Annotated in this window: 9 protein-coding genes and 4 pseudogenes; 8 read left to right on the top strand and 5 right to left on the bottom strand. The window is 61.7% G+C overall.

Annotated features, from left to right (window positions below; translation table 11 throughout):
* Positions 1–132 precede the first annotated feature (132 nt).
* Positions 133–1,023 carry a LysR family transcriptional regulator gene (locus KSS91_RS16660; RefSeq protein ID WP_217835447.1) on the top strand — a complete coding sequence of 297 codons (891 nt, stop codon included), beginning with the start codon at positions 133–135 and terminating at the stop codon, positions 1,021–1,023.
* Positions 1,024–1,152: 129 nt separating this feature from the next.
* Here KSS91_RS16660 and KSS91_RS16655 read toward each other — a convergent pair whose 3' ends face one another.
* The 3 genes from KSS91_RS16655 to KSS91_RS16645 all read right to left on the bottom strand — a co-directional run bounded on the left by KSS91_RS16655 (position 1,153) and on the right by KSS91_RS16645 (position 5,123).
* Positions 1,153–2,250 carry a DNA alkylation repair protein gene (locus KSS91_RS16655; protein ID WP_217835446.1) on the bottom strand — a complete coding sequence of 366 codons (1,098 nt, stop codon included), beginning with the start codon at positions 2,248–2,250 and terminating at the stop codon, positions 1,153–1,155.
* A gap of 160 nt (positions 2,251–2,410) precedes the next feature.
* The gene (locus KSS91_RS16650; protein ID WP_217835445.1) at positions 2,411–4,219 is read right to left on the bottom strand and encodes a monovalent cation:proton antiporter-2 (CPA2) family protein; all 1,809 of its coding nucleotides are present in this window, start codon (positions 4,217–4,219) and stop codon (positions 2,411–2,413) included.
* Between the two features lie 238 nt (positions 4,220–4,457).
* The gene (locus tag KSS91_RS16645; RefSeq protein ID WP_217835444.1) at positions 4,458–5,123 is read right to left on the bottom strand and encodes a LuxR C-terminal-related transcriptional regulator; all 666 of its coding nucleotides are present in this window, start codon (positions 5,121–5,123) and stop codon (positions 4,458–4,460) included.
* A gap of 203 nt (positions 5,124–5,326) precedes the next feature.
* On the opposite strand from KSS91_RS16645, the gene KSS91_RS16640 reads away from it, so the two are divergent.
* From KSS91_RS16640 to KSS91_RS16635, 5 genes and pseudogenes are all read left to right on the top strand, one after another.
* Positions 5,327–5,614: a PilZ domain-containing protein gene (locus KSS91_RS16640; protein ID WP_217835443.1), complete on the top strand. Its 288-nt coding sequence runs from the start codon at positions 5,327–5,329 to the stop codon at positions 5,612–5,614.
* 89 nt (positions 5,615–5,703) lie between these two features.
* Positions 5,704–6,543 (top strand): annotated as a pseudogene (locus KSS91_RS28815) (VCBS domain-containing protein); the annotation flags it as partial.
* A 120-nt stretch (positions 6,544–6,663) separates the two neighbouring features.
* Positions 6,664–6,894: pseudogene (locus KSS91_RS28810) on the top strand (VCBS domain-containing protein); the annotation flags it as partial.
* 120 nt (positions 6,895–7,014) lie between these two features.
* A pseudogene (locus KSS91_RS28805) lies at positions 7,015–7,245 on the top strand (VCBS domain-containing protein); the annotation flags it as partial.
* Positions 7,246–7,365: 120 nt separating this feature from the next.
* Entirely contained in the window at positions 7,366–13,008 is a 5,643-nt protein-coding gene (locus tag KSS91_RS16635) for a VCBS domain-containing protein (protein WP_437179758.1), read from the top strand.
* 98 nt (positions 13,009–13,106) lie between these two features.
* On the opposite strand, the pseudogene KSS91_RS28280 reads toward KSS91_RS16635, so the two are convergent.
* Positions 13,107–13,196: pseudogene (locus KSS91_RS28280) on the bottom strand (hypothetical protein); the annotation flags it as partial.
* Positions 13,197–13,646: 450 nt separating this feature from the next.
* Here KSS91_RS28280 and KSS91_RS16630 point away from each other — a divergent pair.
* Positions 13,647–14,204: a chalcone isomerase family protein gene (locus KSS91_RS16630; RefSeq protein WP_420832590.1), complete on the top strand. Its 558-nt coding sequence runs from the start codon at positions 13,647–13,649 to the stop codon at positions 14,202–14,204.
* A gap of 10 nt (positions 14,205–14,214) precedes the next feature.
* Complete coding sequence (locus KSS91_RS16625; protein ID WP_217835441.1) at positions 14,215–14,751, top strand: DUF3833 domain-containing protein; 537 nt, start codon at positions 14,215–14,217, stop codon at positions 14,749–14,751.
* A gap of 56 nt (positions 14,752–14,807) precedes the next feature.
* On the opposite strand, the gene KSS91_RS16620 is transcribed toward KSS91_RS16625, so the two are convergent.
* Positions 14,808–15,296 carry a DUF2878 domain-containing protein gene (locus KSS91_RS16620; RefSeq protein WP_217835440.1) on the bottom strand — a complete coding sequence of 163 codons (489 nt, stop codon included), beginning with the start codon at positions 15,294–15,296 and terminating at the stop codon, positions 14,808–14,810.
* Between the last annotated feature and the right edge of the window lies 1 nt (position 15,297).

Here is a 15,297-nt window from a genome sequence, read left to right as displayed (position 1 = left end):
CCCTGACCTCGTTTTGTTGTTCTTGTTGTCTGTCATCCTAGTTGTTAGCTTTCGTCAAAAGAATGTTAGTTTTTGCGCAGCCGCTGTGCGTTTTTAAACAGCATCCCGAACGGCAACGAACAAGGACGCTTCATGTTCGACTGGAATGACCTGCGGTTTTTTCTCGAATTGCAGCGCAGCGGGCGTTTGCTCACGGCTGCCCGGCGCTTGAACACCACCCATGCCACCGTGGCGCGGCACATCGAGGCCATCGAAAAGAGCCTGGGTACGGCATTGTTCGTCCAGCATGCCCAGGGTTATGAGATGACCCCGGCGGCCGAGGCGTTGCTTAAACACGCCGAGGCGATGGAGAACGTGGCGCTGCTGGCCCAGGAGGAAATCACCCAATCCACCGCGCCGCTGGGCAAGATCCGCGTCGGGGTGACCGAAGGCCTGGGCATCATGTTCCTCGCCAGTCGCATGAACGGCTTGTTCGAACGCTATCCGGGGCTGGAAGTGGAGCTGGTGGCGGTGCCGCGGTTTGTCAGCATCCTCAACCGCGAGGCGGAGATCAGCATCCACCTCGAACGCCCGGCCGCCGACATGCTGGTCACCCGCAAACTCACTGACTATCGCCTGGCGTTGTATGCCAGCCAGGAGTACCTCGATCGTTCGCCGCCGTTGCGCAGTCGCGAGGACCTGGGGCGTCATGCGTGGATCGGCTACGTCGACGACTTGCTGTTCAGCCAGGAACTTATGTTCCTCAACAGCTTCTGCCGCAACCCGCAGGTGGTGTTTCACAGCACCAGCGTGATCGCCCAGCAGCAGGCTGCGCGCTCGGGCCTGGGGATTGCGGTGTTACCGTGCTACATGGCCAGTGCCGACCCGGGGCTGGTGCCGCTGTTGCCGGATGAAAGCATCCAGCGCAGCTACTGGATCAGCACTCGTCGGGAGTTGCACAAGTCGGTGCGGTTGCGGGTGTTGTGGGATTATGTGGTGGAGTTGTGTGAGCGGGAGCAGGGGTTGTTGTTAGGTGGTGCCTGAACTGACGCCTTCGCGAGCAGGCTCGCTCCCACACTGGTTTAGTGTCGTTCGCAAAATTTGTGGCAACACTGCCCACTGTGGGAGCGAGCCTGCTCGCGAAGGTGGCACATCCAATATCCATCTTGGGGTTTAAACAACAATCTCGAACGCCGTACTGGCCAACCGCTCACCGTTGACCATGACATGCACCGCATGGTGCCCCGCATAATGCCGGCGGGTGGTGAGTTCCTTGATGTGTTGCCCACGGCTGACGGCTTCGCTGGCGTTGCCGGGCAGTGTCAGCACCTTGAGCTTGAAGACCTTCGCCGAGGTGCTGCCGTTGGCCTTGACGTAATCGATGGCGTAGTCGATCACCAGGCGCTGGCTGCTTTCAACGGTGGATCTGATGGCAAACGACAGGGTGATCTTTTCTCCCAGGCCAATCACCGGCGGTTCGACTTTCACATCGACGATCTCGACTTCAGGCTTGCCGCCCGCGCCGATGATCGCCAGTGCCCGCTGGTTGCCCTGTTTGATCAGGCTGCGCAGGGCGTGCCTGGCGATCCATGCCGTGTGCCGGTTGTCCAGCGACCAGCCTTCGATCAGGTCCAGCACCCAGTCGGGGTGGTCCTTGGTGATGTCGTTGAGGTGGTTGGCCACGGACTTGCGCACGTACAGGCTGGTGTCGGCCTTGAGGTTGTCGAGGATCTTCGCGGCGAGTGTCGGGTCGGCCTGGACGGGTTCCAGGCGGAATGACCAGGGCAGGCGTGGCCGGCAGCCTTCACTGGCCAGGCGTCGTACGTGCTCGTTGTCATCCAGTGACCAGTCGTGCATCAGCTTGAGCGAACCCTCGAGGTCGCTGCGCAGAAAGTGGCGGATCGCGAATTCCGAAGAGCCGAAAGCGGTGAAGTACTTCAGCGCGTCCATCGACTGCTCGAACGCATGGGCGCCGTAGCGGGCGACGTAGTGCGGCAGGCACATGCTGACGAAACCGCTGTTCAGGCGCGGGGCGAGGGCGCGCAGCACCTGCAGCGATGCTTCATAGTCAAGCGGCAGTACTGCGTGCAGGCATTCGCTGACCCGGGCCATGCGCTGCATGACGCTGAGGTCTGCCAGGCCGGATTGGGCCAGCTTGAGGAATTTCTCGCCGTCAAAATCGGGGTACACCGCCGTCATCTCTGTGGCGATGTGCTTGAGGCGCTCGGCGTTGAAGATTTCCTTGAGGGCGGGGGAGGCTTGGTCAGTCATGGGGGGTCCTTTGAAATTGTGGTTATTCCGTCACACCGCGTTATCGTTCTTCGCGAGCAAGCCCGCTCCCACAAGGGGACTCTGCCAGGCTCAATATTTGTGAGCACCTCAGATCCAGTGTGGGAGCGGGCTTGCTCGCGAAGAGGCCATTCCCGTCACCTCATTTCTTACCCGCCTGCTCCTGCAGTTGATCCGACTCGAACAACCTGGCCAGTTCCGCCCGCGCTTCCTGCGCCGTCTGCAGCACTTTCACCGCGTCGTCATACACCGCGTGCTGGGCTTCCAGCACCTCTTCGTCGTGCTGCTTGAAACGCTTGATCCGCGCATCGGCCTGGGCCTGGGTCAATCCCAAGCCGATCAGGGTCTGCCGGCTCATTTCCAGGCTCGAGAAAAAGGTCTCGCGCACAGCGTGAGCATCGACGTCCATCAGCCGGTGCACATGCTGACGGTTACGGGCGCGGGCGATGATTTTCATATGCGGATAGAGCTTGCGCACCAGCTCGGCGGTCTTGATGTTGGTGTCCGGGTCGTCTGTTGCGATCACAAAAAACTCGGCTTCGCCGACCTTGGCCGCGCTGAGGATTTCCGGGCGCATCGGGTCGCCGTAGAACACCGGCACGCCACCGAAGCTGCGGGACAGTTCGATGGTTTCCACCGAGGTGTCCAGGGCCACGAACTTGATGTTCTGCGCGCGCAGAATCCGCGCAACGATCTGGCCCATGCGGCCCATCCCGGCGATCACCACCCGCGGCGCGTCGGTGTCGATTTCACGGAACTTGTCCGGTACCTGCACCGGTTGCACTTTCGGGCTGACCAGGCGTGCGCAAATCAGCAGCAATAGCGGCGTCACGGCCATGGACAGGGTGATGGTCAACACCAACAAGTCATACAGCCCGGCGGCGAACAGCCCATGGTCGCGACCGATCTTGAACACCACAAAGGCAAATTCACCACCGGCCGCCAACACGATACCCAGGCGGATGGCACTGACGTTCTTCAAACCTCCGGCCAGGCGACCGACAATAAACAGCAGCGGCAGTTTGATCGCGATCAGCAGCAGGGTCAGGCCCAGCACCGCGACGGGCGTGCTCAGCAACAGGCTCAGGTTCGCGCCCATGCCGACGCTGATGAAAAACAGCCCCAGCAGCAGGCCCTTGAACGGTTCGATCTGGGCTTCCAGTTCATGGCGGTACTCGGAGTCCGCCAGCAGCAGGCCGGCGAGGAATGCGCCGAGGGCCATGGAAATACCGACCAGCTCCATCAACCAGGCAGTGCCGATCACCACCAGCAGCGCAGTGGCGGTGGAAACCTCCGGCAACGCGGTCTTGGCCACCACGCGGAACACCGGTCGCAGCAGGTAACGCCCGCCGATCACCACCACGGCGATGCTGGCCAGCACTTGCAGGCCGTGGTTCAGGTTTTCGCTGGCGCTGGTGCTGTGATCGCCACCGGCCAGCAACGGCACCATGGCAATCAAGGGGATTGCGGCGATGTCCTGAAACAACAGGATTGCGAACGCCAATCGCCCGTGGGGGCTGGTCAGCTCCTTGCGTTCAGCCAGGCTTTGCAGGCCGAACGCCGTGGACGACAGCGCCAGGCCCAGGCCGAGGACGATCGCGGTGTTCAACGGCTGGCCAAACAACCACAAAGCCACCACGCCAATCAGCGTGCCGGTCAGCAGCACTTGCGCCAGACCCACGCCGAACACTGATTTGCGCATCACCCACAAGCGTCGCGGCGACAGCTCCAGGCCGATGATGAACAGCAGCAACACCACGCCCAGTTCGGAAATGTTCGCGACGCTTTGCGGGTTGTCGATCAACCCCAGCACCGACGGGCCGATGATCACCCCGGCGAACAGATAGCCCAGGACCGCCCCCAGTTGCAGGCGCTTGGCTAACGGAACGATGAGCACGGCCGCCATCAGGAACACGACAGCGGCTTGTAGCAGGTTGCCTTCATGGGGCATGGGCGAAACTCCAGGACTCGGGGCAGCGGGGGGCGTCAAGGATAAAGGTTGGGTTCTGTGAAGATCCACTGCGGGAGTGGTCTGTCATGGAGATTGATGGCGAATCTTGCCGGCCTCGCAGGAGATGGGGGGTAGATCGGGTTCTCGATAAATCCGGAAAGAATCGGCGAATGACCTGTGCTGGCGTTTCGGGACAAGGGCAGACTGCGGCAATACGCCCGGCGTGTTGCCGCAGTCCTCAGTCGCCAGTGGACAGCCCATGCTTGTGTGCGTAGGCGTACAGATCTACGCGGTTCGTCAGGCCCAGCTTGCTGTAGATCGATGTCAAATGGTTGCGCAGCGTGTGCTCGCTGATGTGCAGTTTCTCGGCCACCAACTTGCCAGGCGCTGAGGGGTCGCGGGCCAGCGATGCAATGGTTTGCTGCTCGCGGCGCGTCAGCTTGGCGATTTTTTGTTGCTCCGGGTCTATATCGCGCTCGGCTTTCTTGCGCGCCAGTTCAAGAAAAATACGGCTGGTGGCATTGCGGTCAATCCAGAGTTCGCCGTCATGCACTTTTTCTATGGCTTTGAGCAATGTTGATGCGGAGGCCGACTCCCGCTTATCCACCACGCCTCGTGCGCCCGCCAGCACAGCACGGTCATGCAGCGCCACATCGCTCGACCCTGTCACGACCAGAATCCTGGCTTTGGTCTGGCTGTGCAAGTCGGCCAGCGACTCGATAGAGTCCTCGCTGTCCAGGTCCAGCACCACCACATCCGGCGCGTACTGGTGCGGCGAAAGCAGGTATTGCGCCACCGACGACACCGAACCCGCCAGCGCCAACCTTGGTCGAGCGCTTTCCACCAGACGCTCAAGGCCCCAGGCCACGAGCGGTAGAGCGACTAACAGAACTTGAATTGGCATGCGTGTCGCTGCCCCTTTAGGCGGGTTGTGTTAGCTGATCATGATAGCAATCGTTGCAGTCCTTAGTGTTTTCAATAGCGCTGCAGTCCCCCCCTCCCATGACATTTGTCCCGTAAAACACTGTTTTGATGGGTGATTGACTCCCAGAAAAAAAGGGATAGCGCGCTCATGTAATAAACAGCGGTGGTTTTTAGACTGCCGACATGAAAGACACACACCGCATTGAGCCCCGTGAACAAGTCACCCTGTCGCTGCAACTGATCGGCGGGGGCAACGGTGTCACCCGTGACATCAGCGCCTCCGGTTTGTATTTCGAAACCGATAGCGAGCAGCAGGTGGGTAGCTTGATTGACTTCGAGATCGAGCTCGACGCTCCCGGCGGCCCCATGAAGTTCAAGGCGCGAGGACAAATCGTGCGCATTGAGCCGCTGGGCGGCAGGGCCGGGGTGGGCGTGAAGCTACTGGCCAGCCGGCTGGTACCGGTGGAGTGAAGTGTTTGTGGGTTGAGCGAGGATCGGCTTGCGGCTGTTGGCGGCCCACAGCGGTTTTTTGCTCTGAGTGACATTCTTGGGAGAAAGACATGGCTAGCACCACCACTACCAGCGGCGGAACCGTTACCTCGTTTTCCAACACGCCACAGGCGAAGGATGACGTCTTTACCACCACTGAAAATCTGCTGGGGGTCGTGTATTGGGACGTCATGTCCAATGACCTCGGCGGTAACGCGAAGACGCTCTGGTCACTCGACAACGCGGACAGTCTTTCTACTGCCACCAAGGCTTATGCTCCGGCCGACCTCCTGACCCAGGATACGTCGAGGGCTGAGGCGACGAGTTCTGACACCAGTGTGAATGGTGCAAAGATCTGGATCACCCCGGACGGTAAGGTCGGCTACGACGCCGCTACTTTCACCACTGCTTTCAAGGCACAACTCCAGGCGCTTGCTGTCGGCGAGGTCCTGACGGACAGCTTTACCTATGCGATGCGCCTGGGCAACGGCACGCTCAGTTGGGCCACCGCGACAGTGCAGTTCTCGGGCGTGAATGATGGTGTGACGATCAGCCTCGGCGCGCAGGCCGGCTCGGTGACCGAAGACGCCGACACCACTGCGAGCGCGACCGACTCGCTGACGGCCAGCGGCACGATTGTCTTTAACGACGTCGACCTGAGTGACACGCACACGGCGACGTTCGCACCGGCGGCGGGCAACGCTACTGATCTTGGTACGTTCGTGCTCTCGCCGGTAAGCGAAGCCGCGAACGCGGCCAATGGTTCGGTGCAATGGACGTACAACCTGAGCAATGGGGCGGCGCAGTACCTGGCCCAGGGACAGACAGTTACCGAAACCTACCTGGTCACCATCAGCGATGGTCATGGTTCGACGGTAACGCAGAATGTGACTATCACCATCACCGGCACCAACGACGGGCCAACGGTTACGGCGGCAGAAATCGAAAGCGGTGCGGTGACCGAAGACGGCACCACGGTGACCAGCGGCAGCTTTGCCTTCGGCGACGTGGATCTGGCCGATGACGCCCATGTGGCCACCGTGAGCGCGCCGGCCGGAGCGCTGGGTACGCTGGTGGCCACCGTGAGCGACGAGAGCACGGGCGACGCGGTGGGCAGCGTGGGCTGGACCTATACGCTGAACAACAGCGCGGCGCAGTACCTGGCCGAGGGCCAGACCAAGACTGAAGTGTTCACGGTGACCCTGACCGACGACTTCGGGGCGACGGTGACCAAGGCTGTGACCATCACCCTGACCGGCACCAATGACGCGCCAACGGTGACGGCGGCAGAAATCGAAAGCGGTGCGGTGACCGAAGACGGCACCACGGTGGCCAGCGGCAGCTTTGCCTTCGGCGACGTGGATCTGGCCGATGACGCCCATGTGGCCAGCGTGAGCGCGCCGGCCGGAGCGCTGGGTACGCTGGTGGCCACCGTGAGCGACGAGAGCACGGGCGACGCGGTGGGCAGCGTGGGCTGGACCTATACGCTGAACAACAGCGCGGCGCAGTACCTGGCCGAGGGCCAGACCAAGACTGAAGTGTTCACGGTGACCCTGACCGACGACTTCGGGGCGACGGTGACCAAGGCTGTGACCATCACCCTGACCGGCACCAATGACGCGCCAACGGTGACGGCGGCAGAAATCGAAAGCGGTGCGGTGACCGAAGACGGCACCACGGTGGCCAGCGGCAGCTTTGCCTTCGGCGACGTGGACCTGGCCGACGACGCCCATGTGGCCACCGTGAGCGCGCCGGCCGGTGCGCTGGGCACGCTGGTGGCCACAGTGAGCGACGAGAGCACGGGCGACGCGGCGGGCAGCGTGGGCTGGACCTATACGCTGAACAACAGCGCGGCGCAGTACCTGGCCGAGGGCCAGACCAAGACTGAAGTGTTCACGGTGACGCTGACTGACGACTTCGGGGCGACGGTGACCAAGGCTGTGACCATCACCCTGACCGGGACCAACGACCAGCCGACGCTGACCATCGACGACACGACCGGGGCGATGAACGAAGGCAATGGCACAGCCACGCTGAGCGACAGCGGGGCGCTGAGTTTTGCCGATCTGGACAGCAACGACGTCGTGACGGTCAGCCAGACCGCCAACAACGACATCGCCTGGAGCGGCGGCACCCTCGGTGCGGCGCAAGCCGCGGCACTGGTGGCCGGCTTCTCGGTCGATCAAACCGGCTGGAACTACAGCAGCAGCGAGAACCTGGACTTCCTGAGCGTTGGTGAAACCATCAGCTTCTCCTACACCGTGGTGGCCAGCGACGACAGCGGCGCAGGCAATGCGACCTCGGCACCGCAGACGGTGACGATCACCCTGACCGGTACCAACGACGCACCAGTGCTCAGTTTCGAAACGGGAAATGATGCCGGCGCGGTGCAGGAAGACACCACGCTCAGCGTGACAGGCCAGTTCAGTTCGGCCGACATCGATCACGACGCCACCGCCACTTGGAGCATTGCGGGTACGGATATGGGCACCTACGGCTCGATTGCCGTCGATAACAGCGGCCAGTGGACCTACACCCTGGCCAATGGCACCGATGGCGTTGCCAGTGCGGTGCAGTCACTGAAGGCGGGCGAGAGTCATGATGAGGTGTTTACGGTACAGGTCAGCGATGGCCTTGGCGGCGTCGACACCCAACTGGTGAATATCACCATCACCGGCAGCAACGACGCGCCCGTGCTCAGTTTCGCGACCGGCAATGATGCCGGCGCGGTGCAGGAAGACACCAAACTCAGCGTGACTGGCCAGTTCAGTTCGGCTGACATCGATCACGACGCCACCGCCACTTGGAGCATTGCGGGTACGGATACGGGCACCTACGGCTCGATCGCCGTCGATAACAGCGGCCAGTGGACCTACACGCTGGCCAACGGCACCGATGGCGTTGCCAGTGCGGTGCAGTCACTGAAGGCGGGAGAAAGTCACAACGAAGTGTTCAGCGTGCAGGTCAGCGATGGCCTGGGTGGTGTGGACACCCAGCAGGTGACCATCACCATCACCGGCAGCAACGACGCGCCCGTGCTCAGTTTCGCGACCGGCAATGATGCCGGCGCGGTGCAGGAAGACACCAAACTCAGCGTGACTGGCCAGTTCAGTTCGGCTGACATCGATCACGACGCCACCGCCACTTGGAGCATTGCGGGTACGGATACGGGCACCTACGGCTCGATCGCCGTCGACAACAGCGGCCAGTGGACCTACACCCTGGCCAACGGCACCGATGGCGTTGCCAGTGCGGTGCAGTCACTGAAGGCGGGCGAGAGTCACAACGAAGTGTTCAGCGTGCAGGTCAGCGATGGCCTCGGCGGCGTCGACACCCAGCAGGTGACCATCACCGTCACCGGCAGCAACGACGCACCCGTGCTCAGTTTTGCAACGGGCAACGAGGTCGGCGCGGTGCAGGAAGACACCACGCTCAGCGTGACTGGCCAGTTCAGCTCGACCGACATTGATCACGATGCCACGGCCAGCTGGAGCATCAATGGCTCGCCAACCGGCACCTACGGCTCGATCGCCGTCGACAACAGCGGCCAGTGGACCTACACCCTGGCCAATGGCACCGATGGGGTGGCCAGTGCGGTGCAGTCACTGAAGGCGGGAGAAAGTCACAACGAAGTGTTCAGCGTGCAGGTCAGCGATGGCCTCGGCGGCGTCGACACCCAACTGGTGACCGTTACCATCACCGGCAGCAACGACGCGCCGGTGCTCAGCTTCGCGACGGGCAACGAGGTCGGCGCGGTGCAGGAAGACACCACGGTCAGCGTGACTGGCCAGTTCAGCTCGACCGACATCGATCACGATGCCACGGCGACCTGGAGCATCAATGGCTCGCCAACCGGCACCTACGGCTCGATCGCCGTGGACAACAGCGGCCAGTGGACCTACACGCTGGCCAACGGCATCGATGGTGTCGCCAGTGCGGTGCAGTCGCTGAAGGCGGGCGAGACCCAAGATGAGGTGTTTACGGTGCAGGTCAGCGATGGCCTCGGCGGCGTCGACACCCAACTGGTGACTATCACCGTCACCGGCAGCAACGACGCTGCCGTGCTGTCCTCGGCCAGCGTTACGCTGAGCGAAACCAATGCTCCGCTGACCACCGGCGGCAGCCTGACCATTAGCGATATCGACAGCCCGGAAAGCTTCCAGGCGCAGTCCAACACCGCCGGCAGCTACGGCCAGTTTTCCATCGGCACCGGCGGTGCCTGGACCTACGTCGCCAGCTCCGCCCACAACGAGTTCGCCGCCGGTACCACCTACACCGACACCTTCGCGGTGAGCAGTGCCGACGGCACTCTCACTTCGGTCACCGTGCATATCCTCGGCACCAACGATGCCGCCGTGCTGTCCGCCGACATCGCCAACCTCACCGAGACCAATGCCGCCGTCGACATTTCCACCACCGGCACCCTGACCATCAGCGACGTCGACAGCGCCGCAACCTTCGTCGCCCAAACCAACACCGCCGGCAGCTACGGCCAGTTCTCCATCGGCACCGGCGGTGCCTGGACCTACGTCGCCAACTCCGCCCACAACGAATTCGCCGCCGGTACCACCTACACCGACACCTTCGCGGTGAGCAGTGCCGATGGCACCCTCACTTCGGTCACCGTGCATATCCTCGGCACCAACGATGCCGCCGTGCTGTCCGCCGACATCGTCAACCTCACCGAGACTAATGCCGCCGTCGACATTTCCACCGCCGGCACCCTGACCATCAGCGACGTCGACAGCGCCACAACCTTCGTCGCCCAAACCAACACCGCCGGCAGCTACGGCCAGTTCTCCATCGGCACCGGCGGTGCCTGGACCTACGTCGCCAACTCCGCCCACAACGAGTTCGCCGCCGGCACCACCTACACCGACACCTTCGCGGTGAGCAGTGCCGATGGCACCCTCACTTCGGTCACCGTGCATATCGCCGGCAGCAACGACTCACCGACGATCACTTCCAACGGTGGCGGAGCGACGGCTTCGATCAACGTGGCGGAGAACACCGCGGCGGTTACGACGGTGGTGGCGACCGATGCCGATCTGCCGGCGCAGACGCTGAGCTACTCGCTCCTGAATACGGCCGGGACGGACTTCAGCAAGTTCTCGATCAGTTCGAGCGGGGTGCTGACGTTCAACTCGGCGCCCGATTACGAGAATGCCCAGGATGTCGGTGGTACTGACGGCGACAACGCCTACGTTGTGGATGTTCAGGTGTCCGACGGCAATGGCGGAGTCGACACGCAGACGATTACGGTGAACGTGCAGAACGTCGTTGAGACGCCAATTGATACCGTGGCGCCAACGGTGATAGTGACAGGGACTGCCTTAGGGAGTTCGATGGGTTCAACGTCGACGGTCACATTCCAGTTCAGTGAGACGGTGAGCGGTTTCAACCTGTCTGATGTAGCAGTGTCGACCACGAGCGGAACGCCACGCGGAACCTTCAGTAACTTTACCCAGGTTGACGGCGATACCTACACGGCAACGCTGACCAGAACGCTGGGCGGTAGCATAAAAGTCGACGTTGCCGCGAACAGCTACACCGACCTGGCGGGTAATCCTGGTGCGGCCGGGAGCAGTGCAAACCTTCCGGCAGGCGTTGCCGGCGAACCCGTCAATCTGACCCTCAACGTTCCACTGGCCGATATCAGCGGCCCCGTGACGGTGACCATCGGCGGTGTTCCTTCGGGGTGGGTGTTCAATGCAGGAACCGATAATGGCGATGGCACCTGGACCGTGCAGACCAGCGATCCCGGCGCATTGACCGTGACAACTCCAAGGGAATTCGCCGGTGCGTTGGTGCTCGATGTCAACCTGTACTGGAGCAACAGCGACGGCAGCACCGCAAGCGCCTACGTGTTCAACAACGTCGAAATCTATGCCCCGGACGCACCGATCTTCGCCTTGTCCACCGACGACAACCTGACCGGCTCGTCCGGTGCCGACACTTTCGTATTCGCCCGGCCGATCGGCAACAACGTCATTTACAGCTTCGATGCGGCGGCGGACAAGATCGACTTGATCGGCTTCACCGGCATCAACGATTTTGCGGATGTGAGTATCGTCAACGACGCGAGCGGCAATGCCGTGCTCAGTATCAGCGCCGACCAGACGATCACCATCAACGGTGTGGATGCGGCGGCGTTGAGCGGGGCCAACCTGCTGTTCGATGTGGACCCGGTCACGACCAATACGGGCACCCTCACCATTGCCGACGGCGCGATCATGCCGTTCGGTGGCAGCATCGACAACAGCGGCATCATAGCGCTCGGCTCCACCGGCAGCGAGGCCGAACTCGAGATCCTGTTCCGTGGCGCGACGTTGACCGGTGGCGGGCAAGTGGTTCTGTCCGACAGCGCGCACAACGTGATCTTTGGTGGCAGCGCGGACACGGTGCTCACCAATGCCGACAACACGATCTCAGGTGCCGGCCAGTTGGGCGCGGGGCAGATGATGCTGGTCAACTCGGGCCTGATCCTTGCCAGCGGCGTCAATGCGCTGGTGATCGATACCGGCAGTAGCGCCGTCACCAACACAGGGGTGCTGCAAGCCAGCGGTAGCGGCGGATTGCTGATTGAAAGTGCGCTCGTCAACAGCGGTAGCCTGTGGGCGAACGATGGCAACATCACCATCAACGGAGATGCCGCAGGCGCGGGAAGCGCGACTATCAGCGGTTCGGCGATGCTGGAATTCGCTGCGGCCTCCGATCAGCATGTGACGTTTGACAGCGGCGCGGCTGGCACGCTCAAGCTTGATGTGGCGACGGCGTTCAGTGGCAGCGTCAGCGGTTTTGCCGCAGGTGACAAGCTGGACTTTGGCGATGTGGCGTTCGGCGCCGATACGCAGATCACCTATGCCGCGAATGACACAGGCACCGGCGGCCTGCTGATGGTGAGCGACGGCGCACACGCGGCGCAGATCGCGCTGAATGGCCAATACGCGGCGGCGGGTTTGCAGGCGAACGCCGAGGGCAGCGGCAGCGAACTGGCCTACGATGCAGCGGCGGCAAACCACAGGATGCTGGGCGGTCTGGCCAACGACACACTGGTCGGCGGTGCGGGTGACGATCTGTTCCTCGGCGGGCAGGGCAATGACACCTTCTACGGCGGCCTCGGCAACGATACCTTCATGTTTGCTGCCGCAGGCTTCGGCAACGACTCGATCCAGGACTTCGACATCAATCCGAGCGGAGGGCAGGACTTGCTCAATATTGCGGGGACGGGGATCAACAGCGAGACGTTCGCTGCCAACGTGAGCATTGCCGCTGACGGGGCGGACACGGTGATCGGGATCGGCGTGGACTCTATTCGCCTTGTCGGTGTCAGCAGTGCAGGTATCGATCAGGCGGACTTTATCCTGGCGGTATGATGCTTTTGCTGCCGGCCGTTCGTTGCTAAGCGGTTACAGGCCCCATCGCGGATAAATCCACGAAGGGGTCTGTGGGAGGTGTTTTCAAGAACCTCGAGCACTGGATTTTCTTCGGCTACGTAATCGTCCAGGTACTTAGGCAGCAACGTGACTTGCGTCCGAGCCTCACCTTCAATGAATCGCTTCATGATCGCCCCCAATACGATCTAGACGATCAAAAGGTTAGACAAACACTGGCGTTTTCACACAGCCTGGACCCAAAGCGGACATGCTCTGCTCGTTTTAATCTTTAGTGCCTGCGGATATTTTCTGAGTAAAAAGGGCCTTCTATGGGCGTCAATATTGCACGCCCCCCGCGTACCTTGGCTTTTAACCCAGCTTCACCCCTCTCGACACCTGGTGCGATTCAGCGCCCATGGGAGCGTGGTCACTTCGCGAGCTTGCCAGTGACCATGTTCTGCGGCCGCCCGCCATCACCATGGGGCTTGATTCGCATAGCGAGGATGTGATGACGCGCAGCCCTGCGGGCCGAATCATCGAGTGTGGGCCGAAAAAGTTGTACGCTTTGTGTACTGATAGTGTAAAAACTATACAATTAGCTAATCTTGTATAGAATTTCTAAAAAGGTCGAGACGTTGATGAACGTGGCTGATTCCAGACGCTTTCTCGAACATCGTCTGTCGATATGCTGGCTGTTCGCGATGTTGCTCGCCGTGCCTGCCTGGGCGGATTGGCATCCCGCGCTGCCCGATAGGCGTCTGGTGGGCAGCGGCGACTTTACCTGGTTCGGCGTGAGTCTATACACCGCGCGGTTGTGGAGCTCTGGTTTGTCGCTGACCTGGGATCAGCCCTTTGCACTCGAACTGACTTATCACCGTGCCTTTTCCCGGGACACGCTGGTGGAGGTCAGCCTCAATGAAATGGAGCGCATGGCAGAGGCTCGTCCAGAGGAGTCCACCCTCCAACGCTGGTCCAGTGAAATGCGTGAAGCCTTCGTCGATGTTCGGCCCGGAATGCGCATCACCGGGGTCTACCATCCCGGCAAAGGCTGCACTTTCTTCGTCGATGGCCAGCTGCGCCGGCGGGTCGACGACCCTGCATTCGCCCGCGCCTTCTTCGACATCTGGCTTGATCCGCGCACTCGGGACAAGCAACTGCGTCAACGACTGCTGGGAATGGCCGGGCCGGCGGAGTGAGGAGGTTTTGATGCGTCAAATACTGGTACTGCTCGCTGGTCTGTTGCTGGTCAGCTGTAACAACGTTGGCGTGGAGCACTACGCAAAGGAGCAACCGACGCTGGATCTCGTGGCGTTCTTCTCTCGGCCGGTACAGGCTTGGGGTCTGTTCCAGAATCGCTCGGGCGAGGTGGTCAAGCGCTTCCATGTCCAGATCGAAAGCCGCGTCGAGGGCCGGCAGTTGATCCTCGACGAGCGATTTCTCTACAGCGATGGCACTCGTCAGCGGCGCGTCTGGACGCTGGAACCGGCCGGCGCCGGGCGTTGGCGTGGTCGAGCAGACGACGTAGTTGGAGAGGCCAGCGGAGAGATCGCTGGCAACGCGCTGCGCTGGCGCTATCGCCTTGACCTGCCGGTTGACGGCAGGCATTGGGAAGTTGATCTGGACGACTGGATGTACCTGATGGACGAAGACACGATGATCAATCGCTCGAGTATGAGCAAGCTTGGCGTCGAGTTGGGACAAGTGATCCTGTTCTTCCGCCGTCAGCCGCAGTCGCTTCCGTAAACCCTCAATAACCGGCAAAGCAGGTGATATTCACGCATTCAAAAAGCTGTTGTTTATCAGCGGGACGCAGCCAGTCGCAGGATGATTGGCATCCATACAGCCCACAGTGGCGCAAGCAGCAGGGCCGTGCCAAGGGTGCCCCAAGGCAGGCCTACACCGGCCAGCGTTGCACCGGCGATGTAAGCCAGGGGGCCACCGCATAGGCCCAGTAGCGCCCCGTACCAGATGGGACGTCGAGCCCAGGCCAGGCTGTGGCGAAGCCCACTGGCCAGTACCAGCCACAGCATCGCAAGCCACAGGGGAAGGGGTTGCCGGGCAAAGTCGAAGACTCCGAGCGCACCCAGGCTGGCATCCAGTAAACAGCCTGCCATCCCCACACAGGCCAGAGTGGTTGCTTCGTCGCCCGGTCGTGGGCAAGCAGCCACATGCACCAACAGGCCTGCCACCACGGGGATTAGCAGCCAAGGATGCTGCTCGCTCAGTACGCAAGCCCACCAGGCGGCCTGCATCCATAGCGCGTTGCCGATCAACCAGGCCCGGCTCAAA

It is taken from the genome of Pseudomonas azerbaijanorientalis (genome assembly GCF_019139795.1).
Taxonomy (GTDB): domain Bacteria; phylum Pseudomonadota; class Gammaproteobacteria; order Pseudomonadales; family Pseudomonadaceae; genus Aquipseudomonas; species Aquipseudomonas laurylsulfatiphila.
This window is presented reverse-complemented; position numbering and strand designations above follow the sequence as displayed.

What these genes read in the sequence shown, in the direction of transcription:
- KSS91_RS16640 (WP_217835443.1), top strand. Translation starts at nt 5,327, where the DNA reads ATGAAAGACACACACCGCATTGAGCCCCGTGAACAAGTCACCCTGTCG.
- KSS91_RS16655 (WP_217835446.1), bottom strand. Translation starts at nt 2,250, where the DNA reads ATGACTGACCAAGCCTCCCCCGCCCTCAAGGAAATCTTCAACGCCGAG.
- KSS91_RS16660 (WP_217835447.1), top strand. Translation starts at nt 133, where the DNA reads ATGTTCGACTGGAATGACCTGCGGTTTTTTCTCGAATTGCAGCGCAGC.
- KSS91_RS16630 (WP_420832590.1), top strand. Translation starts at nt 13,647, where the DNA reads ATGAACGTGGCTGATTCCAGACGCTTTCTCGAACATCGTCTGTCGATA.
- KSS91_RS16645 (WP_217835444.1), bottom strand. Translation starts at nt 5,123, where the DNA reads ATGCCAATTCAAGTTCTGTTAGTCGCTCTACCGCTCGTGGCCTGGGGC.
- KSS91_RS16625 (WP_217835441.1), top strand. Translation starts at nt 14,215, where the DNA reads ATGCGTCAAATACTGGTACTGCTCGCTGGTCTGTTGCTGGTCAGCTGT.
- KSS91_RS16650 (WP_217835445.1), bottom strand. Translation starts at nt 4,219, where the DNA reads ATGCCCCATGAAGGCAACCTGCTACAAGCCGCTGTCGTGTTCCTGATG.